Below are 21,145 nucleotides of genomic sequence, written 5' to 3' on the forward strand. Positions count from 1 at the left end.
CCTGCCGCGCGGGCCGTCAACGCGCCAGGCGGACGCGGGTCCGCGGGAACAAGGCGGCCGCAGGCCGATTTCGGCGGCAATCCGGCGGCGTTGCCGGGCAAGGCGCCGAGGCAAGGCGCCGAGGCGAGGCGCCGGGGCGAGACGCTGAAGCAAGACGCAGAGGCATGGCGGAGCAGAGCGGTGACCATCTTCTTCACGGGCGACACCCATTTCGGCGACCCGCGGGCGCTGCGCTTCGATCACCGGCCCTATCCGGATCTCGAGGCCCACGATGCCGGGCTGATCGCGGCCTGGAACGCGACGGTCTCGCCCGACGACACGGTCTGGCACCTCGGCGATTTCGCCCTCGGACCGAGCGGCGACCGGATCCGCGCGATCCTCGCCGGACTGAACGGCGAGAAGCACCTGATTGTCGGCAACAACGACGGGCCGGACACGCTGACGGCGCCCGGCTGGGCGTCGGTGCGGCACTACGCGGAACTCGCCGTCGAGGGTCGGATGGTGGTGCTCTGCCACTACGCGTTCCGCACCTGGAACGGCATGAGCCGGGGGGCTCTCAACCTCCACGGCCACAGCCACGGCAAGCTCAAGCCGATGCCGAAGCAGTACGATGTCGGCGTCGATCCGATGGGTGCGGCCCCCGTGCAACTCTCGGTAATCCTGACCTCCCGCCTGCGCCGGAAGGCGTGATTCGGGGCGGAACTTTCACGTCAGCTTCACTGTTTCAGCGGACAGAGAGGGAGTGGATCTGAGCCGCTCCGAGAAACCCGGCAGGTCCGCCCGCGGATCTGCCATCACAAACCGTGTGTGAGTGTTCCCGTGAGTGCCAAGTCGGTCACTCTGACCCGCTGCCTCGCCAGCCTTCTGGCAGGCCTCGCCCTGACTTCCGCCGCGTCGGCCCTGCCGTCCTGCATCGAAGCCCAGCGCAAGGTCGACGAGGCGAACGCCCTGCGCTTCCAGGCGCGTCAGGAAGCCCGCCTGGGCAACCACGACCGCGTCTGCGACACGCTCGACGAGGTGGGCGACCGCTACGACGATGCCCGCGACGCGTTCGAGCGATGCGGCGAGGGTGTCGTGGCCATCGATCTCCGCAGCGAGCTGCGGGGTCTGCGGATCGCCAAGAAAATCAACCGCTGCGACTGACCGGGTGCGCGATCGCACCTCGGACGTCCCGTTCCTGAAGCATCACCGCGACACGCGCGACGCTGGTCGCCGAGAAGGTTCTGCGCCGATGACCCCCGCCACGCTCCCGAACGACATCGAGCCCGCCGTCACCCGCACCGGTCCGTCCTTCGCGGCCGCCCTCTGCGGCTTCGTCAGCACCACCGTCGCCACGACGATGCTGCTGATGCTGATCGGCACGTTCTGATTACGGCGCGACCGACCAAAACCTCTGGCGGTTGAACAGCATCTCCTGGGAGCCGATCTTCGGGGCCGGCTCCGTCCGTCGTCCGCAATCGTGCTCGACCGGCTTCGTGACGGCCGCCAGCGTCGCGGGCGCCGCCGGTATCAGACCGAGTCGGGACTGAACTTCGGGCTGCCGCGCCGCCGCGATGGTCAGCACGCAGGCGATCAGGCCGCCGGCAACAGTTCCGAGAACGAAATTCAACATCGGGGTCGGGATCCGGGGGCCGGTTTCTTTCGGCCGCAGAGCGTCGTCGATAACCAACCCGGCGGGATCATGGCGGACGCGGTGCTCACGCGCTTTTAACTCCTGGTCTGCGACAGCTACGCGCTAGCTTGCCTCAGTGGCAGGCCCGACGACGGGGCTGGACCGCCGATGAACTACGCCGCCAACGCCTACGCCAAGACTTCCCACAGCGCGCTGTCGCCCCGCGAGGCCGAATCCGCCGTGCTGCTGAAGGCCGCACAGAAGCTCATCGGCGCCAGTCAGGGGCTCGCCAGCGGCGATGCCGGACGCATCAACGAGGCCCTGACGTTCAACCAGCGGGTCTGGACGCTGCTGACCTCCGAGGCGACGTCCGACGTGAACCCGCTCCCCGCCGACGTGAAGCAGGGCGTCGGCCGCCTGGGCGTGTTCGTGCTCCAGAGCTGCATCGACACCATGATCGCGCCGACGCCCGAGAAGATCGCCACGCTGGTGTCGATCAACAATCACATCGCCGCCGGTCTTCAGGGCAATCCCGGCTGAGGCCGGGCTCTCCCATCAGGGAGCGGCCGCCTGGTCCGGCACGACGGCCTGCGATGCCGAGCCGGCGGCCTCCCACTCGACGAGCTTGCGGCTCAGCTTGAGCGATCGGTAATACTCGCCGGCCTCGACGGCCTGCGCGATCGCGGCGATCTGCCCGGCCGCGGCCGGCGCCAGCCCGAGCAGGTCGGTGGCTTGCCGGAAGAACAGGTCGATGCTCTGTGTGGGGTCGTCGGCGAGGTAGATGACCGTCAGCGTCAGGTGGAGACGCTTGCAGGCCGTGTCGGCCTCGCTCTCCGTGATGATCTCGCTCTCGCGCAGGAACTTGCACTGCGTCTCGATCAGGAAGGTCGAGCGGCGGTCGCCGTTGCGCAGCAGCGCGCCGTTGATGATCAGCCGCTCGAACGGCTTGAGTTCCAGGCGCAGGGGCATCGGGTGTTCCTTTCTAGAAGACCCGACGATGTCATTCGCGAACCGTTAACGTTTCGCGAATCTCAGGCGGCCCCGCCACCGTTGCGGCGGCCGGCCACCGTGGTAAACTCAGACAAGTTCCGGTCTACCTTAAAACCTCGAGGAGGTCCGATGGCGGCGCAGCCGGATCAGCGCGCGCGGTATCCGAGCCTCGCCGGCAAGCGCGTCCTCGTGACCGGCGGCGCCTCGGGCATCGGCGCGGGGCTGGTCGAGGCCTTCGTCGAGCAGGGGGCCCGCGTCCTGTTCTGCGATATCGCGGACGATGCGGCCCGCGCCGTGGTGGCCCGTCTCGGGCCCGGCGCCGCGCACGCCCCGCTCTACCGGCGCTGCGACCTGACCGATGTCGACGCGGTCCGCGCGCTGGTCGCCGAGGCCGACGCGGCCCTGGGCGGGCTCGACGTCCTGATCAACAATGCCGGCAACGACGACCGCCACGCCCTCGCGGACGTGACGCCCGCCTACTGGGACGACCGGATGGCGGTGAACCTGCGCCACCTGTTCTTCGCCGCCCAGGCGGCGGTCCCGGCCATGCAGCGCGCCGGCGGCGGCGTGATCCTCAACTTCGGATCGATCAGCTGGCATCTCGGGCTCAGGGAGATGCCGCTCTACCAGACCGCCAAGGCGGCGATCGAGGGGATGACACGCGCCCTGGCCCGCGACCTCGGTCGCGACAACATCCGGGTGGCGACGGTCGTGCCCGGCAACGTTCAGACGCCCCGCCAGGAGCGATGGTACACGCCGGAGGGCGAGGCGGAGATCGTCGCCGCGCAATGCCTGGACGGGCGGATCCAGCCGGCCGACGTCGCCGCGCTGGTCCTGTTCCTGGCCTCGGACGACGCGCGCATGTGCACCGGCCACCCGTACTTCATCGACGCGGGCTGGCGCTGAACCGAAGACGCGCAGGGGCCTGGCCGGGCTGGGCGCGCGGGACCGCGCTCCGGCCCGACCCGCTCGCGTGCCTCAGTCGCAGCTCTCTTTCTTCACGGTCTTCGTATCGCCCATGTCGTTCTCCTTGCGCACCGTCTTGGTGACGCAGCCGTCGCCGTGGTCATGGACGGTCACGGACTTCGACTCGCTCGCCGGGCGATCGACGACGACGGCCGGTCGGTCGCGCTCGATGACGGTGGTCTGGGCCTGCGCGGCGGCGCCGAGGCTCAACAGGGCGGCGGTCGCGAGCAAGGTCATGCGCATGCTGAAACTCCAATACCGATTTCGGTAGCGGGTAACGGCAATGCCAGCTTGGGCGTTCCGCGGATTGTGGCGTCCCGAGGCGGGCCGAACCCGTAAAAAACTCGGCTCGGCCCGCGCGCCGTTCGGCTGACGGGCAGCCGGAGCGACGGCGCCAATGTCCGCGGAAGCCGACCCGTTGCAACCCCGGCGGACTACGTGCGCGGCGCGGCCGGTTCTCAGCCGCCCGTCATCGGCGGGAAGAAGGCGATCTCGCGGGCACCCGCGATCGGCGCGTCCGGCTTGGCATGGGCCCGGTCGATCGCGGCGCGGACGACGCCCGGATCCTCGAAGGCGTAGGCGTACTCCTCGCCGCGGCCCCGGAGCCACCCGACCAGATCGGCGACGGTGGCGACCTCCGGCGGCGGCGCCAGCTCCTCCTCGGAGCGGCCGATCCGCTCGCGGACCCAGGCGAAATAGACGAGCTTCATCGCATCACCGTACCGGAGACAGGGCAGGGACCGCGCGTCCCGGAGGCGGATCCGTCAGCGCGGATCGTCGATGACGTGCTTGATCCCGGCCCGCATGTAGTCCCAGCCGGTCCACAGCGTGAGCGCGGCGGCGAGCCACAGGAGCGTCAGGCCGATCGCCTCGGTTCCCGGGAGCACCGTCTCGCCCGCCGGGCCGGCCACCAGGAAGCCGAGCGCCAGGAGCTGCACGGTGGTCTTCCACTTGGCGATCCGACTGACCGGCACGCCGACCTTCAGCTCCGCCAGATACTCGCGCAGGCCGGAGACCAGCACCTCGCGGCACAGGATCACGATCGCCGCCCAGATGTTCGAACCGACGATGGTGTGGTCCGCCGCCAGCATCAGCAGGCAGGCCGAGACGAGGAGCTTGTCGGCGATCGGATCGAGCATCCGGCCGAGCGCCGAGCTCTGGTGGTAGGTGCGGGCGACGTAGCCGTCGAGGTAGTCGGTGATCGCGGCCGCGACGAACACCCCCAGCGCCGTCCACCGCGCCGTGTGGGATTCGGGCCAGAACAGCAGCGCGACCATCACCGGCACGGCAACGAGGCGCCCGTAGGTCAGGCAATTCGCGAGCGTCCAGGCCGGCGACCGTCGTCGGGGAAGGACGGCGTTCATCGCAGGGGTGAAATCAGAGCGGGGCCCGGGCGTCAACGCCTCTGAGTCTGCCTCGGCCATCGCGGCCGGGTTCTCAGGCGCCGGCATGGAAGAAGTCGTAGACCGCCCGCGCTGTGGCGGCGTTCACGCCCGGGGTCCTGGCCAGATCCTCGAAGGCGGCGCGCTGGATCGCCTTCACGGTCCCGAAATGGTGCAGGAGCGCGCGCTTGCGGCTCGGGCCGATGCCGGCGATCTCGTCCAAGGGATTCTTCACCATCTCTCGCTTCCGCTTGGCCCGATGGCTGCCGATGGCGAAGCGGTGCGCCTCGTCGCGGAGCCGCTGCACGAAGTAGAGCGTCGGGTCGCGCGGCGGAAGCTTGAAGGGGAGGCGGCCGGGCACGAAAAACGTCTCGCGGCCGGCATCGCGGTCGCGGCCCTTGGCGACGCCGACCAGGGGAACGCCCGCCACGCCGACCTCCTCCAGCGCCGCCCGCGCGGCCTCGAGCTGGCCCTTGCCGCCGTCGATCAGCACGAGATCCGGCCAGGCCGGGAACGCATCGCTCTCCTCCGCCGGCGCGGGCACCGGCTCCGGCACCTCGCCCTCGCCCGCGGATGCGGCCGCCTCGCGCTCGGTGCGCGGCGCCTCTTTCGCGAGCCGCTTGAAGCGCCGCTGCAGCACCTCGCGCATCATGCCGTAATCGTCGCCGGGCGTGAGATCCTCGGACTTGATGTTGAACGTGCGGTAATGCGCCTTCATGAAGCCCGTCGGGCCGGCGACGATCATGCCGCCGACCGCGTTCGTGCCCATGATGTGCGAGTTGTCGTAGACCTCGATCCGGCGGGGTGCGCCGTCGAGCCCGAAGGCCTGGCCGAGCGCCGCGAGCAGCTTGCCCTGCGAGGCCGTGTCGGCGAGGCGCCGGGCCAGCGCCTCCTTGGCGTTGCGCTGGGCGTAGTCGACGAGGTTCTTCCGCTCGCCGCGGCTCGGCCGGTGGATCTCGACGCGGTACTCCACCCGGCTCGACAGGGCCGCCGCCACCAGCTCCGCGTCCTCGATCGCGTGGCTCGTCAGCACCGTCCGGGGCGCGGGCTTGTCGTCGTAGAACTGGCCGATGAACGAGCCCAGCACCTCGTCGGGCGTCATGGTCCGGTCGGCCTTCGGGAAATAGGCGCGGTTGCCCCAGTTCTGGAAGTTCCGGAAGAAGAACACCTCGATGCAGAACTGGCCGGCCTGCTCGTCGAGGGCGAACACATCCGCCTCTTCCACACCCTGGGTGTTGACCCCCTGCACCCCCTGGATCGCCGACAGGGCTGCGATGCGGTCGCGGAACCGGGCGGCACGCTCGAACTCCATCGCCTCGGACGCCGCCTGCATCTCGGCGCGCATCCGGTCCTTCACGGCGTTCGACTTGCCCGCGAGGAACGCCCGCGCGGAATCCGCCATCGCGGCGTAGTCCTCGGGCCCGATCTCGTTCGTGCAAGGGCCGGAGCAGCGCTTGATCTGGTAGAGCAGGCAGGGCCGGGTGCGGTTCTCGTAGTAGCTGTCGGTGCAGGTGCGCAGCAGGAAGGCGCGCTGCAGCGCGTTCACCGTCCGGTTCACCGCCCAGACGCTGGCGAAGGGGCCGTAATAGTTGCCCTTCCGGCGCCGGGCCCCCCGGTGCTTGACGATCTGCGGGGCGGGGCCGTCGTCGGTGACCAGGATGTAGGGGAACGACTTGTCGTCCCGCATCAGCACGTTGAAGCGGGGCTTCAGCTGCTTGATGAGGTTAGCCTCGAGGAGGAGCGCCTCGGTCTCGGTCGCGGTGGTGACGAACTCCATCGCCGCCGTCTGCGAGATCATCCGGGCGATGCGGTTCGAGTGCGCCTGGCCCCGCGCGTACGAGCCGACCCGCGCTTTCAGGTTCTTGGCCTTGCCGACGTAGAGGACGTCGCCGCGATGGTCGAACATCCGGTAGACGCCGGGCGACGACGGCAGGGTCGACCAGAACCGGCGGATCACCTCCGTGCCGGCCTGGACGGCGCCCGGCTCGAAATCGAAGTCGATCTCCGGCGTCTCCGTGTCGGGGAGTTCGGCTTCCGGCTCGTCGACGGTCTCGTCCCGCTCGGCGTCGCGGCCGTCGTCGAAGGTGTCGGGGGGCAGGTCTGAGAGGGCTCTGCGGCTCATACCGCAGATCTAAGCGCTCCGGACCGCCAGGGGGACGGGGGCGGCGACAAAAATCGCGCGCCCGGTCCGATCAATCAGTCGAACAGCGAGTCGATGTCGCTCTGATCCACGTGACCGACGTCGTGGTCGAGCTTCGGCCCGTTGAGGAGCGAGCTCTCGTCGTCCAGGGAGGTCGGCACCGGCATGACGGTGATGAGTTCCTTGAAGCTGTCGAGCTCCGACCACGTGGCGATCAGCCGGTCGAGATGCTCCTCGATGAACTTCATCACGCCGACGATCTTGGTGATCCGCTGGCCGGTCAGGTCCTGGAAGTTGCAGGCCTCGTAGGCGGTGATCACGCGCTCGAGGATCACGTCGACGTGCGGCTTCATGCCGGGCGGCAGCGTCGCAGCGTTGAGCATGCCGGCGTGGCTCTCGATCTCCTCGACCGCGCCGAGGAGCTGCGTGGTGGCGCGCTCCGTGGAGTCGACCACCGCGTCGAGCTCGTCGGCCGCCCGGCGCATGCCCTTGCCGGTATTCTCGGTCCGGTGAAGCGTCGCCAGCTCCGACTTGGTGCGGGTGATCGCCTCCTTCATCACGTCGAGTTCGGTGCGCATCGCCAGCGCCTCGTGCAGCTCGCGCCGGCACGACTCGATGGTCTCGCTCGCGCTCATCTGCGTGACGCGGCGCAAGTCCTGGATGGCGTTGAAGATCTCCTCCAGGCGCTCGCTCGAGGCGGACGCCCCCGGCCCGGGAGGGGGAGCCGCGGGAAGCCCGAGACTGTCTTCGATGCGATAGCGCTTCTGGGTCATCGTCCGGGCGTGAGCGTTCGGGTTCCGTCGCCGAGACTGTCTACCATAACGGTTAGCGGACTGTGACTGCCGAGCTTCTTCCGGCGGGCTCCGCCCGCTCCGGGGTGAGGCCGGGCGGTGCCGCCAAGCTTAACCGCCGATTCACGCTGGCGGCGACGGGCCGGGGAGAGGCCGGGCCGCGGAGACGATTCACCACGTTCGTTCACCCGATTCGGTAAAATGTGACGGGATCGTTCGCGGGCCGGGAGCAGGGGCTCCGGCTCGGGAGCATGCGGCGATGCGGCGTTCAGTCCGTCTGGGAATGGGGGTGGCTGCGGCCGCGTTCGTGCTGTGCGGCCCCGCCCGGGCGCAGCAGGCGCGCTACGCCGAGGGCGGCTACGGCGGCGGCCTCATCGAGTACCTCGTCACCGGCAGCGCCGGCGGCGCCGGGCGCGGCTGGCCGCAGCGCGCCGCGCCGCAGCAGCGGGTCGCCGCCTATTCCGGCGAGCTGGTGCCGGTCGAGCCGGAGCCTGCCCAAGCTTACGGGCAGGCGTACGGGCAGGCGTACGGGCAGGCGTACGGCCAGTCCTACGGGCAGCCCTACGGTGCCCCGCAGCCCTACGGCGCGCCGCCCGCGGCCGCCTCCGGTGCGCCCCAGGCGGATCCGGGGCGGATCGGCCGCGCAGTCCCGCCCGAGTATCAGCGCCAGGAAGTCGCCTTCGCGGGGCGGCAGAAGCCCGGCACGATCGTGATCGACACCGCCGGCAAGCATCTCTACCTCGTGCAGGCGGGGCAGCGCGCGCTGCGCTACGGGATCGGCGTCGGCCGCCCCGGCTTCGCCTGGAGCGGTCTCAAGACGGTCAGCCGCAAGGCGGAGTGGCCGGACTGGACGCCGCCGGCCGAGATGCTCGCCCGTCGTCCCGATCTGCCGCGCCACATGGCCGGCGGCCCGGAGAACCCGCTGGGCGCCCGCGCCCTCTACCTCGGCTCGTCGCTCTACCGCATCCACGGGACGAACGAGCCCAACACGATCGGGCAGTCGGTCTCGTCGGGCTGCATTCGGATGATGAACGACGACGTCATCGACCTCTACGACCGCGTGCCGGTCGGAACCCGGGTCGAGGTGCTCTGAGCGCCCGACGCGCGCGCCGTCGCGGATCGAACCCGCCGATACGGAGAAGGCCCGGCCGCGCCTGACGCGACCGGGCCTTCCGCTCGATGTCAGCGCCGATCAGGTCCAGTCGCTGTCGTCGCCGCCGCCGAGGTCGCCGCCGAAATCACCGCCCGGATCGCTGTAGCCGGCGTCCTGGAACCCGCCCAGGTCGCTGCCGCTGTTGTCGAGGGCCGAGCCGAGATCCTGGTTGCCGCCGTCGCCGTAGTAGTTGTTGACGATGGTCTCGCCCCCACCGCCGCCGAGGCCGGCCGCCGCGGCGCTGCCGAGGCTCGAATGGCCGCCCGCGAAGGCGTTCGACAGGGCGCTGCCGAGGAGCATGCCGCCCGCCGCGCCGGCCGCCATGGGCAGCGCCGTCGCCATGAAGCCGCCGCCGCGCGCCGGGGCCTGGGGCTGGCCGCCCCACGGGCCGCCCTGCTGCTGCGGGTAGCCGCCCTGCTGCGGGTAGCCCTGCTGCGGGTAACCCTGCGGCGCGCCGCCCTGGTTGCCCCAGGGCTGGCCACCCGGACGCGGCTGCCCGTAGCCGGGCTGCGGCTCCTGGCGCTGCTGGCTGCCGCCGCCGAAGATACTCGACAGGAAGCCGCCGCCCCCGGAGGGCTGGGCCGAGGCCGCCTGGCTGCGGGCCTGCTCCAGCTGCTGGTTCAGGCTCTTGATCGCCTCTTCCTGCACGTAGATCAGCTGCGCCATCGCGTAGGGTGCGTAGGGCTGCGCGCGGAGCTTGTCGGCGATGAAGCGCTCCGCCTCCGCGTCGCGGGGCTGGGTCTGCGCCTGCTCCAGCCGCTGGAAGATTCCCGAAATGACGTCGCGTTCTTCGCTGTTCATGGAGTCGTCCTCCTCGAATCTCACCCGCGGGCCCGAACGCGCCGCATGGCAGCTAGGACATGGGTGCGCGGCGACGCTTTGTCAGGGGGATTGCGAAAACTTCATCCGCCGACCCCGAAAAGCGAGAAGCCCGACCTGCCGGCCGGGCTTCCCGCATGTCGACGGTGGGGCGCGGCCGCGGCCGCGCGATCCTAGAACGTGCCGAACTTGTAGTTCAGACCGGCGCGGACGACGGCGAACTGGTCGTCGCGGCGACCGACGCCGCTGTAGACGACCGGGAAGTTGTTGGCGGCGTTGATGACGAACGCGCCCTGGTTGCGGGTGCCGCGATCGAGGTTCACGTACAGGCCTTCGACCTTCAGCGTCACGGCCGAGGAGCGGAAGAAGTTCAGGAACGAGTCGGTGGGCAGGGCGTACTCGATGCCGCCGCCGGCGGCCCAGCCGGTGCGGAAGCTGTCGTTGCCGGCGTAGCCGCCGAAGGAGCGGTCGGCGCTGCCCGAGCCGTAGGCGAAGCCGCCGGTGCCGTACACGAGGGTGCGGTCGAAGGCGTAGCCGAGGCGGCCGCGCACGGTGCCGAAGAAGTCGAGGCTGGAGAGGCCGCGCGGGTCGGTGAGGTAGTAGCCGGGGGCGACGGCGCCGGAGACGAAGGCGTTGTTCCGGTTGCGGCCGAAGTCGAGGTACTGGGCGTCGGCCTCGACGCCGATCACGACGCCGGAGCCCGGGGTGATCTGCCAGTTGTAGCCGATCTGGCCACCGCCGGAGAAGCCGTCCTGGCTGCGGTTGCGGAAGGAGGCGACGGTGCCGGGGGCGGCGTAGGGGAAGGGCACCGCGAAGGTGTTGCCGGTGTTGCGGTCGCTGGCGTCGAAGGCGTAGCCGGCGTTGATACCGAAGTAGGCGCCGGTCCAGGTGAAGACCGGGACGGGGGTGAACACCGGCGGCGGGGCGGCGCGGCGCGGCAGGTCGGCCGCGAAGGCCGAGCCGGCGAAGGCGACGCCCGCGAGGGCCGTGGTCACACGGAGCATGGATTTCATGATCTGGTCCTCACTGGTGGTCCGCGCCGTCCGTCGCGGGAACGGTTGCGGAACCGGGTCTGGCTGCGTTCCAGCGGTTCCAGGGTTGCTTTGCGCTCCGCGGTGTCGCCGACCGCTCTCGCGGCCCCTTGTGGCAACCCGCCGTTTTCCCCGGTACCTTAACCCCTGAACGCGGCCGAATGGCCAAGGTTCATTTACGGCTACGCTTTTTTCGGTCTCGCGGTCGACAAAGTGTCGCACCCCCGCATCGTGAGGAACCGCGCGGTTAGGGGACGAGCGCGATCGCGGAGATGAGACGGCCGTAATCCGCCTCGCCGCGATGGGTGGTCCGCCGGTAGCTGTAGAACCGCTCGGGATCCGCGTAGGTGCAGAGGTTCAGGGCGGTAGCCTCACCGATCTCGGCCTCTTCCAGCCGGGCCAGGATGAAGCCCGGGAGGTCGAACTGCGCGTGTCCGGGCCGCGTGCCGGGGCCGAGGAAGCGCTCCATGCCGGGGGCGTCGCTCCGGAACCGCGCGACGAAGTCCGGGCCGACCTCGTAGGAGGCCTGCCCGATCGTCGGTCCCAGGACGGCGACGATCCGGCTCCGCCGCGCCCCGAGCGCCTCCATCGCCGACACGGTCGCGCCGATCACGCCGGTGAGCGCCCCCTTCCAGCCGGCATGGGCCGCGCCGACGACGCCGTTCTCGGGGTCCGCGAACAGGATCGGCCCGCAATCCGCGGTGGCGATGCCGAGCGCCAGGCCCGGTACCCGCGTCACCATGGCGTCGGCCTTCGGCCGCTCCGCCGCGAAGGGCGCCTCGACGGTGACCACCTCGGCCGAATGGACCTGATACAGGCTCACCAGCCGGTCCGGCGGCAGGCCGAGCCGCGCGCACATCCGCGCCCGGTTCTCGGCGACGCGCTCCGGCGCGTCCTGCGAGCCGAGGCCGCCGTTGAGCGACGCGTACAGGCCCTCCGAGACCCCGCCGACGCGGGTGAAGAAGGCGTGGCGCATGCCCGCGTGGGCGGAGAGTTCCGGCGCCTCGATGAACATGCCTGCGGTCACGGTCGGCCTCGCGCTTGCCCCTGTCGCGCCCCGATAGCGCAAGGGCGGACCCTTGACGATGTCGTTCAAGCGTCAGATTCTTGCTGCATTGCAGTATGGAGCCGATCCGGCTCCGCCTTGAGAAGGATCGCAATGTCACGAGGGATCGAGACCGACGCCCTGCCCGAGACGCCCGAGGCCGAAGAGCCCCGGATCCCGAGCGCGCCTGCCCACCCCGTCACGGGAGAGCCCGCCGCCTTCGACCCGACCGACCTCAACCCGCCCGCGCCGCCGACGCCGCGGCCCGCCAGCCAGACCGATTCCGGCTTCGGCTCCTTCGGCTGAGCGATCCCGACCCCGTTCGGGGCCGAGGACCTTCCCGGCGGCTCAGGGCGCCGGAAATCCCGGGAGCGGCCCGAGGGACGGGCCGCTCACCGCCAGCATCTTGAACAGTCTGCCCATGCCGCCCCGGCCCGGATCGGTCAGGCGGGTGACGGCCGCATCGATCGCGGTGACCTGCGCCGGATTGGCCCGTGCCCTCAGCCGCTCGGCACGGGCGCCGAGGCCGAGCGCCGCCAGGAAGTCACCCTGATCGACCGGACCGTGGATCGCTGCGCCCTCGGCCCGGGCCGCCTGGGCGAGGGCGGCGAAATCGACGTGATGCGTCAGATCCGCCTCGCCGGGCTCCGCCAGCGGGTCGGCGAAACGATGTCCTGCCAGCGCCTGGAGGGTGTCGCCGAAGCCCGGGCGGACATGGCCGTAATCGACGACCAGCAGGGCGCCGCCACCGGAAATCAGCCGTCGGGCCAGCGCGCGGATCAGCGCGAGGCCGGCCGCCGGCACGCTCATCAGCGCGCCGTCCGGGCCGTCCGCCACGAGGCCCGGGACCGGCTCCGGCGACAGGCCGAAGGCGAGACCGCCCGCCGGATCGAGGCCGATCTGCCGCTCGTGCCAGCCCGACGGCCGGCGCTCGAACTGGCGCACCGGCAGGCAGTCGAAGAACTCGTTGGCCAGGATGATCGTGGGCCCCTCGGGCAGCGTCTCGACGCTGTCGTGCCACACGGCGCCGGTCCCGGAGAGGGCGCGGGCCTGCGCGGCCCGCAGCACCGGGCTCGTCTCGACGAGGTGCGGTGCCACGCGCACCCCGGGGAGCGCCGCCCGCAAGGCGCGCAGCGCGTCCGCCATCAGCGTGCCGCGGCCGGGCCCCAGCTCCACCAGGAGGAGCGGATCCGGCGCCCCGATCGAGCCGCGGACGTAGGCTGTCCAGGCACCGAGCAGCTCGCCGAACATCTGGCTGATCTCGGGCGCGGTGGTGAAGTCGCCCTGGGCGCCCAGGGGATCGCGGGTGCGGTAGTAGCCGTGGACCGGGTGCCCGAGGCAGAGGGCCATGTAGCGGTCGACACCGATCGGCCCGTTCTGGCGGATCAGCGCCGCGATCTCGGCTCCGAGCGGTGTCACGCCTCGACGGCCGCCTTGCGGGCCGCCTCGGCCGCCGGCGCCTCGACGGGATGGCGGGGACGTGTCCGGCCGGTCGCGGCCAGCACGATGTAGGTGAGGCCGACGATCATCATCGGCACGCACAGCAGCATGCCCATGGTCACGCCGCCGCCCATCGGACCAACATGGTCGCCGAACAGGAAGCCGAGCTGGCGATCCGGCTCGCGGAAGAACTCGCAGAAGGTCCGGGCCAGCGCGTAGCCGAGGACGAAGATGCCGCCGAGGAGCCCCGGCTTGCGGAAGCCGAACCGGCGGACGCTGAGCGCCATCACGATGAACAGCAGCAGGCCCTCGGTGGCCGCCTCGTAGAGCTGGCTCGGGTGGCGCGGCAGCGGCCCGCCGCTCGGGAACACGATCGCGTAGGGGAAGTCCGGCGCGACCCGGCCCCAGAGCTCGCCGTTCACGAAATTGGCGATCCGGCCGAAGAACAGGCCGATCGGCACCACCACGGCGCCGATATCGAGGAGCGTGTAGGCGTTGAGGCCCTTGCCGCGGGCGAACAGCACGAAGGCCAGGATCGCCCCGATGAAGCCGCCGTGGAACGACATGCCGCCGTTGCGGATCGCCAGGATCTCCCACGGATCGGAGATGTACATCGGCAGATTGTAGAACAGCACGTAGCCGATCCGCCCGCCGAGCACGACGCCGAGCGCCACCCAGACGACGAGGTCGTCGATGTCGGCGACCTGCGGGCGCTTCACCACGCCCCAGAGACCGTCGGCCATGACGAGGCGGCGCGCGTAGTACCAGCCGCCGATCAGGCCGGCGATGTAGGCGAGCGCGTACCATTTGATCGTGATCGGCCCGATCGCGATCGCCACCGGATCGATGGCCGGAAAGGGCAGGGCGAGGAGCGGCATCTATCTCACCTCCGGGGCGGCCGGCTTGGACGCCGGAGGGGCGACGCGTCAAGCCCGGAGGCCCCCTTCCGAAAGCGCGGCCTCAGCCGCGCACGAACAAGAAGCCGTGTCCGTCCGGGCCGGCGCAATAGGCGGCCGCGCCGTCGGCGGAGGTCAGCGGAGTTTGTCCGCTCTCGCGCAGGCGGTGCGAGAGGGACTGCGGGTCCGCCGCGGTGAACACGGAGCGGGTGGAGGCCCGGTCGGCGGGCCCGAAGACGAGCCGCCGCTCGGTCGCGGGCGTGCGGTAATGCAGGAGCTCCACGTGCGGCGCGGGCTCCGGAGGCTCGAGGGCGATCACGTCGACCTGCGGATCGTCGACGCCGTCGAGGCGCGCCTGCTCCGGTCCGCGGTTCAGGCCGCGCTCCGCCACCCACAGCCCCAGGGACCCGGTCAGGAAGGCCAGGGTGGCGTCGAGGTCGGTGACGGTGATCGCCGAGTGGTCGATTCCCAGGAACAGGCCCGGCGCGTCGCGCCAGCGGGTCGCGGCGGGCCCGTCGGGAAAGTATATCAACTCCAGGGGATGCCCGTCGGGGTCGCGGAACTTGTAGGCGGTCACGCCTCCCGTGGAGGCCGGCAGACGCTGCGGCCCGCCGCGGCTGATCGGCATCGGTGCGAGCCGTGCCAGCTGCGCCGCCGCGGCCCCCATGTCGCGGACCGGGACCGCTAGGTGCTGGAAGAACGGATCCGTCGCCGCTGGATCGGCCGGGTAGGGCGCGCCGGGCGGATCCACCGTCATGAATGTCACGCTCTGCCCGCCGAGCCGCATGCGCAGCTGCGTGGCGCGCCGGCCCGCGAGGCCCATCGCCTCCGCCTGCGCGCCGGGCAGGGGTTCCGGTGGAGCGATCCGCGCGAAGCCGAGCCCGTCCCGGTAGAAGGCTTCGGTGACGGCGAGGTCCGCGACGGTGCGGCCGAAGCCGACGAGGGCGCGCACGCCGCTCTTGGGAGCGATGCCGCTCGGGGGAGCGATGCCGCTCACAGGAGCGGTGCCCCCCGCACGTTCACGTAGATCGCGTAGAGTGCCTGCGAGGCGCAGAGGAACAGGCGGCTGTTGTTGCGGCCGCCGAAGGTGAGGTTGGCGACCGTCGCGGGCACGAGGATCTTGCCGACCAGTTCGCCGCCGGGGTCGATGCAGTGGACCCCGTCCCCGGCGCTCGACCAGACATTGCCGTGCTCGTCGCACCGGATCCCATCGGCATTGCCGGGCGCGATCTTGAAGAGCACCGAGCCGCCCGACAGGCTGCCGTCCTCGGCCACGTCGAACACGCGCACGTGCTGCAGCGGGTCGGTGTCGAACTGCAGCCCGGTCTCGACGATGTAGAGCCGCCGCTCGTCGGGCGAGAAGCAGAGCCCGTTCGGGCCCTGGAAATCGTCGGCCACCACCCGCAGCGAGCCGTCGCGGGGGTCGAAGCGGTAGACGGCGGCGGGCAGCTCGGATTCCTGCTTGCCACCCTCGTAGTCGGTCTGGATGCCGTAGGGTGGATCCGAGAACCAGATCGTCCCGTCCGACTTGCAGACGATGTCGTTGGGCGAGTTCAGCTGCCGCCCGCGGTAGCGCTCCACGAGGCTGGTGATGCGGCCATCGAGCTCGGTCCGATGGATGCGCCGGCCGCGGTGCGAGCAGGACAGCATCCGCCCCTGGCGGTCGCGGGCGTGGCCGTTCTCGAAGTCGCCCGCCTCCCGGTAGACGCTCAGGCCGGCGTACTCCGCCCAGCGCATCACCCGATTGTTGGGAAGATCGGAGAACAGCAGCTCGTCGCGGTCGCCGAACCAGACCGGGCCCTCCGTCCAGCGGAACCCGTCGGCGAGCTTCTGCAGCGGGGCGTTCGGCAGGATGTATGCCTTGAAGCGCGGCTGCGTGAGTTCGAAGCCGTCCATGGGGCCGCCCTTACTTGAAGCGGCCGGGCTGGTTGACGGTCGGCTCAACCTGGAGCCCGGTCACGATCATCGTGCAGGGCTCGTCGCCCACCGTGCCGGAGAGGTGGCCCTTCTTGCCATCCCGTTCCTTGGTGTTCTGATCCTCGCCCATCATCAGCTCGCCCGGGCCCATCTCGACCCGGTGGCCGTCCATCGTTTCCACGAACCAGCGGCCCGAGAGGATCGCGATCCATTGCGGCCGCGGGTTCTCGTGCCACTCGCCGACCCAGCCGACCGGCAGGACCGTGAAGGTCACGACCGACGGCGCAGGATCCATCTTGTCGTTCCACTGGGGCGCGGTCTCGGGGTTGATCCCCTCGAACTTGAACCGCTCGAGGTGGAACAGCTCCTGGCGGCTCACACCCTCCGCATCGGTGTAGACGTGCCAGTACGGCATCTTCGGAGGGGTCGGCTCACTCATCGTCGCTCCTGCCGCGGCGGGACTCACCCTCCCACAACGGCCGGGCTTGGCGATGGTTCGCGTCTGCCGACGAAGGCCCGGATGCCCCAGACGTCGTTCCGGGGCCGGATGAGCGGACGGCTTCCGCGACGGTGCGAGCGTAGCGAAGCCGGCCCGTGTCGCGCCGTGGCCTCCCCGTGGGGCGCTGGCCTGGGTCGCGTGCTGCGCTCCCGAGGACGGCGCGACGCTCACATCTGCTCGGGGATCCGGTCCGTCTGCGCGAGGTTCGAGAACCGGGTGATGTTCGCGTCGAACTGCAGTTCCACGGTGCCGGTGGGGCCGTGACGCTGCTTGCCGAGGATCACCTCGGCCTTGCCGTGGACGCGCTGCATCTCGGCCTCCCAGGCGAAGAACTCCTCCGTGCCCTCGCGAGGCTTCTTGTTCCCGACGTAGTACTCCTCGCGGAACACGAACATGACGACGTCGGCGTCCTGCTCGATCGAGCCCGACTCGCGCAGGTCGGCGAGCTGCGGCCGCTTGTCGTCGCGGTTCTCCACCTGACGGGAGAGCTGGGACAGGCCGATGATCGGCACGGCCAGCTCCTTGGCCAGCGCCTTCATGCCGGTGGTGATCTCGGTCATCTCCTGCACGCGGTTGTCGCTGCGCTTGGACGAGCCCGAGAGGAGCTGGAGGTAGTCGACGATCAGGAGGTCGAGGCCCTTCTGGCGCTTCAGGCGCCGGGCGCGGGCGGCGAGCTGCGCGATCGAGATGCCGCCGGTCTGGTCGATGTAGAACGGGATCGTCTGCATGTCCCGGGCGGCGTCGGTGATCTTGTAGAAATCCTCGGGCCGGATGTCGCCGCGGCGGATCTTGTAGGACGGCACGCCCGACTGCTCGGCGATGATGCGGGTGGCGAGCTGCTCCGCCGACATTTCCAGCGAGAAGAAGCCCACGATGCCGCCGTTCACGGTCTTGGTCGTGCCGTCCGGCTGCTTCTCGCCGCGGTAGGCCTTGGCGATGTTGAAGGCGATGTTGGTCACCAGCGAGGTCTTGCCCATGGCCGGGCGGCCCGCGAGGATGATCAGGTCGGAGGGCTGCAGGCCGCCCATCTTGGCGTCGAGGTCGGACAGGCCCGTGGCGATGCCCGAGAGCTTGCCGTCGCGCTGGTAGGCCTTGGCGGCCATGTCGACCGCGGCGGTCAGCGCGTCCGAGAATTTCTGGAAGCCGCCGTCGTAGCGTCCGGCCTCGGCGAGCTCGTAGAGCCGCCGCTCCGTGTGCTCGATCTGGTCGCGGGGCGACTCCTCCACCGGCGCCTCGTAGGCGCCGTTCACCAGGTCCTCGCCGATGGCGATCAGCCGGCGGCGGATGGCGAGATCGTAGATCGTGCGGCCGTACTCGCCGGCGTTGATCACCGTCGTGGCGTCGGCGGCCAGTCGCGCGAGGTACTGCATGACCGTCTGGCCGCCGAAATCGGCGTCGCCCAGATAGGTCTTCATGGTGATGGGCGTGGCGAGCTTGCCGGCCTTGATCAGGGACGCTGCCACTGTGAAGATCTGCTGGTGGGCATCCTCCATGAAGTGTTCGGCCAGCAGGAAGTCCGACACCCGGTAATAGGCGTCGTTGTTCACCAGGATCGCGCCCAGCAGCGCCTGCTCCGCGTCGATGTTGTGCGGGGCGACGCGGTACTCGGCCTGGACCGCTTCGAGCTTGGCCGTGAGCGCATTGGGCAGGGCCATCGGCGGACGACTCCGTATCAGGCGCCGCGGCGGGCGCGCCAGGATCACACCGCACGACCTTGACCCCGGTATGGTTACCGAAGCCTAGCCGACGGCCGGTTCTCCCGGGCCGGGGCGCGGAAAAGCGGACGCCCGCCGACTCTCGCGAGCGACGGGCGTCCATGCTGGAACAAAACTGGAACGTGTCAAGCCTCGGGGGCAATCATCCCCAGTGTTCACCGGTATACACGGCGGGCAAGGACCCCGCCGCCCGGCCGGCCGGTTGGCTGGCCGGGACCTCGAACCGGGATCAGCCGCGGTCGTCGGCACCCTCGCCGGCATCGGCCAGCGCCTGACCGACCTCGAGGCCGAGGTCGTCGAGGTTGAACGCCTCGCGCTCGGTGACCGACTCACCGCGGGCCTGGCGCTCGGCCTCCTCGGGGCTGCGGGCGACGTTGACGGTGATCTCGACCTCGACCTCGGGGTGCAGCACCACCGGGACCGTGTGCAGGCCGAGCGTCTTGATCGGCTGGTTCAGGGTGAACTGACCGCGATCCACCGTGAAGCCCTCCTTCGAGACGACCTCGGCGAGGTCGCGGGTCGAGACCGAGCCGTAGAGCACGCCGGTCTCGCCCGACTGCCGGATCAGGATGAAGCTCTGGCCGTTCAGCTTCTCGGCGACGACCTCCGCGTCCTTCTTGCGGTCGAGGTTGCGGGCCTCGAGCTGGGCGCGCTGGGCCTCGAAGTGCTTCTTGTTGGCTTCCGTCGCGCGCAGCGCCTTGCCGCGGGCGAGCAGGAAGTTGCGGGCGAAGCCCGGGCGAACATTCACGGTCTCGCCCATCTGGCCGAGCTTGGCCACGCGCTCGAGCAGGATCACTTCCATGGTCTTTCTCCTTCAGGTGTTCGGCCACGCGGGCCGGGGTCTCACGGCGCCGGATCGCCCTTGGGACGTCGGCGGTCGAGGGCTGTGTCGGCGAGGCCGAACAGGGTGAGGGCGACCAGAGCGATGCCCTGGGTCACGAACAGGATCAGGTACATGCCGAACAGCATGAGCCCGCGCCCCGGCCGGCCGCGCGAGCGGTCGTGGAAAGCGGCGAGTCCCTGGAGCGCGAAGGCCGCGCTGAACGCGCCGAGGAGCGCGACCCCGAACACGCCGACGTAGCCGGGCGCGAAGCACATCGCGACGGCCGCCGCGACCGCCACGAGCGTGCTGCGCGGCATGGCGGTGGACGGGATGTCAGGCCAGGGCCGCGGCAGGCGTCCGGAGATCTTCACGATCCGGGCCGAGGCCCAGAGATAGAAGGCCAGGAGCAGCGCGAGGCCGTTGGCCGCGAAGGCGGGCACGACGCGGGCGAGGGCGTCCGCCACCTCGGCCCGCGTGACGTCCGCCGGATCGGCATCGGCCTGCGGAGCCGGATCGGACGCGGTCGTCCCGTCCCTGCCGGCCGCCTCGCTGCCGGTCGAGGGCGCGTCGGCGCGCGGAGTCCCGGTGCGCGGGGGCTCGACGGACGGGCGGGTGGCGGGCAGCCGCGTCTGGACCAGGGTCTGGGCGAGGCCGCGCAGCTGCGCGTCGAAGGTGGCGTGGTTCGGCGAGGACAGGACAGCGATGGCGATGAAGGCGAGGGCGGCCGTGGCGGCGATCCAGCCGAGCAGGCGGCCGGTCGGGTACCATTCGAGGCCCGCCCGCGTCTCGCGCCCGAGGAGCGTGAGGTAGGCGAGCCACCAGGCGGGCAGGGCGATGTAGGCCGCGAAGGCCAATCCCATGAAGGGTGCGATCACCAGGACCAGCGCGAGGCTGCCGGCGGCGGCCGCGGCGAGCGCGGCCTTGTGGCTCCAGCCCAGGCCGACGATCAGGATCGGCAGCGGCGCCACGAGGTAGAGCAGGATCGCGAGCGGGGTCGCCTTCAGCAGCACCCCGAACAGGAGTGCGGAGACGAGGCCCGCGCCGATACCGATGCCGATGTGCTGTGCCATGAAGTCCGCTGTCCCGCTGCCGGTGCGGCAGGGTTAGAGGCGGCTACGCGCCCCAACGATCGGGCGGCGCGAGCCGCCCTCTGAGAGGGCCGGCCCGGGCAGATGCCGGGCCGGCGGGTTCCGATGGCCTACTTGATCACGTAGGGCAGCAGGCCGAGGAAGCGGGCGCGCTTGATCGCCTGGGCGAGCTCGCGCTGCTTCTTGGCCGAGACCGCGGTGATCCGCGACGGCACGATCTTGCCGCGCTCGGACACGTAGCGGGACAGGAGCTTGACGTCCTTGTAGTCGATCTTCGGCGCGTTCGCGCCGGAGAACGGGCAGGTCTTGCGACGACGGAAGAAGGGACGGCGTCCGCCGCCCGCACCAGCACCGAATGCCATGGGTTAGCCCTCCCCGCCGAAGCTGCGCTCGCCGCGGTCACCGCGATCGCCGCGGTCACCCCGGTCGCCGCCGAAGCCGCCACCGCCACCGAAGCCCTCGTCATCGCGACGACGGCCGCGCTCGCGATCCTTGCGGTCGTCGCGGTCGCGCTTCTGCATCATGGCGGACGGCTCGGAATCGAGCTCCTCGACCCGGATGGTCATGAAGCGCAGCACGTCCTCGGAGATCTGCATCTGGCGCTCCATCTCGGCGATGGCGGCCGGCGGGGCGTCGATGTTGAGGAGCGCGAAATGCGCCTTGCGGTTCTTCTTGATCCGGTAGGCGAGGGACTTCACACCCCACATCTCGATCTTCTCGAGACGGCCACCGTTCTGCTCGATCACACCCTTGTAGGTGTCGATCATCGTCTCGACCTGCTGGGACGTCACGTCCTGGCGGGCCAAGAGCACATGCTCGTAGAGAGGCATCGTCGGGC

27 protein-coding genes are annotated in these 21,145 nt (G+C 70.6%); 7 read left to right on the top strand and 20 right to left on the bottom strand.

The annotated features are described in order from the left end of the window. The first annotated feature begins 180 nt into the window (after positions 1-180). The 3 genes from BKE41_RS28635 (at position 181) to BKE41_RS31830 (ending at position 1,369) form a co-directional block, all read left to right on the top strand. Entirely contained in the window at positions 181-690 is a 510-nt protein-coding gene (locus BKE41_RS28635) for a metallophosphoesterase (RefSeq protein WP_012322286.1), read from the top strand. A gap of 129 nt (positions 691-819) precedes the next feature. After that, entirely contained in the window at positions 820-1,143 is a 324-nt protein-coding gene (locus tag BKE41_RS28640) for a hypothetical protein (RefSeq protein WP_012322287.1), read from the top strand. 88 nt (positions 1,144-1,231) lie between these two features. Continuing rightward, positions 1,232-1,369: a hypothetical protein gene (locus tag BKE41_RS31830; protein ID WP_012322288.1), complete on the top strand. Its 138-nt coding sequence runs from the start codon at positions 1,232-1,234 to the stop codon at positions 1,367-1,369. Here the strand turns inward: BKE41_RS31830 and BKE41_RS28645 are convergent, their stop codons facing one another. Continuing rightward, positions 1,370-1,612: a hypothetical protein gene (locus tag BKE41_RS28645; protein WP_024828112.1), complete on the bottom strand. Its 243-nt coding sequence runs from the start codon at positions 1,610-1,612 to the stop codon at positions 1,370-1,372. A gap of 168 nt (positions 1,613-1,780) precedes the next feature. On the opposite strand from BKE41_RS28645, the gene flaF reads away from it, so the two are divergent. Then, the gene (flaF, locus tag BKE41_RS28650; RefSeq protein WP_012322290.1) at positions 1,781-2,152 is read left to right on the top strand and encodes a flagellar biosynthesis regulator FlaF; all 372 of its coding nucleotides are present in this window, start codon (positions 1,781-1,783) and stop codon (positions 2,150-2,152) included. 15 nt (positions 2,153-2,167) lie between these two features. Here flaF and BKE41_RS28655 read toward each other — a convergent pair whose 3' ends face one another. Continuing rightward, complete coding sequence (locus BKE41_RS28655) at positions 2,168-2,581, bottom strand: flagellar biosynthesis repressor FlbT (RefSeq protein WP_012322291.1); 414 nt, start codon at positions 2,579-2,581, stop codon at positions 2,168-2,170. A gap of 150 nt (positions 2,582-2,731) precedes the next feature. Between BKE41_RS28655 and BKE41_RS28660 the strand changes: the two genes are divergently transcribed. Further along, positions 2,732-3,508 carry an SDR family oxidoreductase gene (locus BKE41_RS28660; RefSeq protein WP_071000549.1) on the top strand — a complete coding sequence of 259 codons (777 nt, stop codon included), beginning with the start codon at positions 2,732-2,734 and terminating at the stop codon, positions 3,506-3,508. Positions 3,509-3,580: 72 nt separating this feature from the next. On the opposite strand, the gene BKE41_RS28665 is transcribed toward BKE41_RS28660, so the two are convergent. The 5 genes from BKE41_RS28665 to BKE41_RS28685 form a co-directional block, all read right to left on the bottom strand. Then, a complete protein-coding gene (locus BKE41_RS28665; protein ID WP_012322293.1) occupies positions 3,581-3,811 on the bottom strand; it encodes a hypothetical protein in 231 nt (76 codons plus the stop codon). Between the two features lie 215 nt (positions 3,812-4,026). Then, positions 4,027-4,278 (bottom strand): molybdopterin converting factor subunit 1, encoded by a 252-nt coding sequence (gene moaD, locus BKE41_RS28670; protein WP_029357972.1) that lies wholly within the window; start codon positions 4,276-4,278, stop codon positions 4,027-4,029. A gap of 54 nt (positions 4,279-4,332) precedes the next feature. Next, on the bottom strand, positions 4,333-4,932 hold the full coding sequence (pgsA, locus tag BKE41_RS28675; RefSeq protein ID WP_012322295.1) for a CDP-diacylglycerol--glycerol-3-phosphate 3-phosphatidyltransferase: 600 nt from the start codon (positions 4,930-4,932) through the stop codon (positions 4,333-4,335). A 73-nt stretch (positions 4,933-5,005) separates the two neighbouring features. Beyond that, entirely contained in the window at positions 5,006-7,072 is a 2,067-nt protein-coding gene (uvrC, locus tag BKE41_RS28680; RefSeq protein WP_071000550.1) for an excinuclease ABC subunit UvrC, read from the bottom strand. Between the two features lie 74 nt (positions 7,073-7,146). Next, complete coding sequence (locus BKE41_RS28685; RefSeq protein ID WP_012322297.1) at positions 7,147-7,863, bottom strand: protein phosphatase CheZ; 717 nt, start codon at positions 7,861-7,863, stop codon at positions 7,147-7,149. Positions 7,864-8,140: 277 nt separating this feature from the next. On the opposite strand from BKE41_RS28685, the gene BKE41_RS28690 reads away from it, so the two are divergent. Further along, a complete protein-coding gene (locus BKE41_RS28690; RefSeq protein ID WP_071000551.1) occupies positions 8,141-8,974 on the top strand; it encodes a L,D-transpeptidase in 834 nt (277 codons plus the stop codon). 99 nt (positions 8,975-9,073) lie between these two features. Here the strand turns inward: BKE41_RS28690 and BKE41_RS28695 are convergent, their stop codons facing one another. From BKE41_RS28695 to pgeF, 3 genes are all read right to left on the bottom strand, one after another. Continuing rightward, complete coding sequence (locus BKE41_RS28695) at positions 9,074-9,835, bottom strand: DUF2076 domain-containing protein (RefSeq protein ID WP_012322299.1); 762 nt, start codon at positions 9,833-9,835, stop codon at positions 9,074-9,076. A gap of 191 nt (positions 9,836-10,026) precedes the next feature. Then, positions 10,027-10,866, bottom strand: coding sequence for a porin family protein (locus tag BKE41_RS28700; protein ID WP_071000552.1), 840 nt, complete (start codon positions 10,864-10,866; stop codon positions 10,027-10,029). 265 nt (positions 10,867-11,131) lie between these two features. Further along, positions 11,132-11,899 carry a peptidoglycan editing factor PgeF gene (gene pgeF / locus BKE41_RS28705; protein ID WP_024828108.1) on the bottom strand — a complete coding sequence of 256 codons (768 nt, stop codon included), beginning with the start codon at positions 11,897-11,899 and terminating at the stop codon, positions 11,132-11,134. A 144-nt stretch (positions 11,900-12,043) separates the two neighbouring features. On the opposite strand from pgeF, the gene BKE41_RS28710 reads away from it, so the two are divergent. After that, positions 12,044-12,235 carry a hypothetical protein gene (locus BKE41_RS28710; RefSeq protein ID WP_012322302.1) on the top strand — a complete coding sequence of 64 codons (192 nt, stop codon included), beginning with the start codon at positions 12,044-12,046 and terminating at the stop codon, positions 12,233-12,235. Positions 12,236-12,277: 42 nt separating this feature from the next. On the opposite strand, the gene BKE41_RS28715 is transcribed toward BKE41_RS28710, so the two are convergent. From BKE41_RS28715 to rpsF, 10 genes are all read right to left on the bottom strand, one after another. Beyond that, the gene (locus BKE41_RS28715; RefSeq protein ID WP_071000553.1) at positions 12,278-13,348 is read right to left on the bottom strand and encodes an SAM-dependent methyltransferase; all 1,071 of its coding nucleotides are present in this window, start codon (positions 13,346-13,348) and stop codon (positions 12,278-12,280) included. Further along, positions 13,345-14,247 (bottom strand): prolipoprotein diacylglyceryl transferase, encoded by a 903-nt coding sequence (lgt, locus tag BKE41_RS28720; protein ID WP_071000554.1) that lies wholly within the window; start codon positions 14,245-14,247, stop codon positions 13,345-13,347. The genes BKE41_RS28715 and lgt overlap by 4 nt, the downstream gene beginning before the upstream one ends. An 82-nt stretch (positions 14,248-14,329) precedes the next feature. Next, a complete protein-coding gene (locus BKE41_RS28725; RefSeq protein WP_245295865.1) occupies positions 14,330-15,217 on the bottom strand; it encodes a VOC family protein in 888 nt (295 codons plus the stop codon). Positions 15,218-15,258: 41 nt separating this feature from the next. Continuing rightward, positions 15,259-16,161 carry an SMP-30/gluconolactonase/LRE family protein gene (locus tag BKE41_RS28730; RefSeq protein ID WP_071000556.1) on the bottom strand — a complete coding sequence of 301 codons (903 nt, stop codon included), beginning with the start codon at positions 16,159-16,161 and terminating at the stop codon, positions 15,259-15,261. Between the two features lie 10 nt (positions 16,162-16,171). After that, entirely contained in the window at positions 16,172-16,621 is a 450-nt protein-coding gene (locus BKE41_RS28735) for a cupin (protein WP_012322307.1), read from the bottom strand. Positions 16,622-16,848: 227 nt separating this feature from the next. Then, positions 16,849-18,336, bottom strand: a complete 1,488-nt coding sequence (locus BKE41_RS28740) for a replicative DNA helicase (protein ID WP_012322308.1) — start codon at positions 18,334-18,336, stop codon at positions 16,849-16,851. Positions 18,337-18,625: 289 nt separating this feature from the next. Further along, entirely contained in the window at positions 18,626-19,198 is a 573-nt protein-coding gene (gene rplI / locus BKE41_RS28745; protein WP_012322309.1) for a 50S ribosomal protein L9, read from the bottom strand. Between the two features lie 41 nt (positions 19,199-19,239). Next, positions 19,240-20,289 (bottom strand): DUF2232 domain-containing protein, encoded by a 1,050-nt coding sequence (locus BKE41_RS28750; protein WP_024828103.1) that lies wholly within the window; start codon positions 20,287-20,289, stop codon positions 19,240-19,242. A 128-nt stretch (positions 20,290-20,417) separates the two neighbouring features. After that, positions 20,418-20,669: a 30S ribosomal protein S18 gene (gene rpsR / locus BKE41_RS28755; RefSeq protein WP_007561044.1), complete on the bottom strand. Its 252-nt coding sequence runs from the start codon at positions 20,667-20,669 to the stop codon at positions 20,418-20,420. A gap of 3 nt (positions 20,670-20,672) precedes the next feature. After that, positions 20,673-21,137, bottom strand: a complete 465-nt coding sequence (rpsF, locus tag BKE41_RS28760; protein WP_012322311.1) for a 30S ribosomal protein S6 — start codon at positions 21,135-21,137, stop codon at positions 20,673-20,675. Positions 21,138-21,145 lie beyond the last annotated feature (8 nt).

The organism is Methylobacterium sp. C1, from assembly GCF_001854385.1.
Classification (GTDB): Bacteria; Pseudomonadota; Alphaproteobacteria; order Rhizobiales; family Beijerinckiaceae; genus Methylobacterium; species Methylobacterium radiotolerans.

Excerpts from the sequence above, each read along its gene's own strand:
- BKE41_RS31830 (WP_012322288.1), top strand. The coding sequence starts at position 1,232 with ATGACCCCCGCCACGCTCCCGAACGACATCGAGCCCGCCGTCACCCGC.
- BKE41_RS28645 (WP_024828112.1), bottom strand. The coding sequence starts at position 1,612 with ATGTTGAATTTCGTTCTCGGAACTGTTGCCGGCGGCCTGATCGCCTGC.
- flaF (WP_012322290.1), top strand. The coding sequence starts at position 1,781 with ATGAACTACGCCGCCAACGCCTACGCCAAGACTTCCCACAGCGCGCTG.
- BKE41_RS28655 (WP_012322291.1), bottom strand. The coding sequence starts at position 2,581 with ATGCCCCTGCGCCTGGAACTCAAGCCGTTCGAGCGGCTGATCATCAAC.
- BKE41_RS28660 (WP_071000549.1), top strand. The coding sequence starts at position 2,732 with ATGGCGGCGCAGCCGGATCAGCGCGCGCGGTATCCGAGCCTCGCCGGC.
- BKE41_RS28665 (WP_012322293.1), bottom strand. The coding sequence starts at position 3,811 with ATGCGCATGACCTTGCTCGCGACCGCCGCCCTGTTGAGCCTCGGCGCC.
- moaD (WP_029357972.1), bottom strand. The coding sequence starts at position 4,278 with ATGAAGCTCGTCTATTTCGCCTGGGTCCGCGAGCGGATCGGCCGCTCC.
- pgsA (WP_012322295.1), bottom strand. The coding sequence starts at position 4,932 with ATGAACGCCGTCCTTCCCCGACGACGGTCGCCGGCCTGGACGCTCGCG.
- uvrC (WP_071000550.1), bottom strand. The coding sequence starts at position 7,072 with ATGAGCCGCAGAGCCCTCTCAGACCTGCCCCCCGACACCTTCGACGAC.
- BKE41_RS28685 (WP_012322297.1), bottom strand. The coding sequence starts at position 7,863 with ATGACCCAGAAGCGCTATCGCATCGAAGACAGTCTCGGGCTTCCCGCG.
- BKE41_RS28690 (WP_071000551.1), top strand. The coding sequence starts at position 8,141 with ATGCGGCGTTCAGTCCGTCTGGGAATGGGGGTGGCTGCGGCCGCGTTC.
- BKE41_RS28695 (WP_012322299.1), bottom strand. The coding sequence starts at position 9,835 with ATGAACAGCGAAGAACGCGACGTCATTTCGGGAATCTTCCAGCGGCTG.
- BKE41_RS28700 (WP_071000552.1), bottom strand. The coding sequence starts at position 10,866 with ATGAAATCCATGCTCCGTGTGACCACGGCCCTCGCGGGCGTCGCCTTC.
- pgeF (WP_024828108.1), bottom strand. The coding sequence starts at position 11,899 with ATGTTCATCGAGGCGCCGGAACTCTCCGCCCACGCGGGCATGCGCCAC.
- BKE41_RS28710 (WP_012322302.1), top strand. The coding sequence starts at position 12,044 with ATGTCACGAGGGATCGAGACCGACGCCCTGCCCGAGACGCCCGAGGCC.
- lgt (WP_071000554.1), bottom strand. The coding sequence starts at position 14,247 with ATGCCGCTCCTCGCCCTGCCCTTTCCGGCCATCGATCCGGTGGCGATC.
- BKE41_RS28730 (WP_071000556.1), bottom strand. The coding sequence starts at position 16,161 with ATGGACGGCTTCGAACTCACGCAGCCGCGCTTCAAGGCATACATCCTG.
- BKE41_RS28735 (WP_012322307.1), bottom strand. The coding sequence starts at position 16,621 with ATGAGTGAGCCGACCCCTCCGAAGATGCCGTACTGGCACGTCTACACC.
- BKE41_RS28740 (WP_012322308.1), bottom strand. The coding sequence starts at position 18,336 with ATGGCCCTGCCCAATGCGCTCACGGCCAAGCTCGAAGCGGTCCAGGCC.
- rplI (WP_012322309.1), bottom strand. The coding sequence starts at position 19,198 with ATGGAAGTGATCCTGCTCGAGCGCGTGGCCAAGCTCGGCCAGATGGGC.
- BKE41_RS28750 (WP_024828103.1), bottom strand. The coding sequence starts at position 20,289 with ATGGCACAGCACATCGGCATCGGTATCGGCGCGGGCCTCGTCTCCGCA.
- rpsR (WP_007561044.1), bottom strand. The coding sequence starts at position 20,669 with ATGGCATTCGGTGCTGGTGCGGGCGGCGGACGCCGTCCCTTCTTCCGT.
- rpsF (WP_012322311.1), bottom strand. The coding sequence starts at position 21,137 with ATGCCTCTCTACGAGCATGTGCTCTTGGCCCGCCAGGACGTGACGTCC.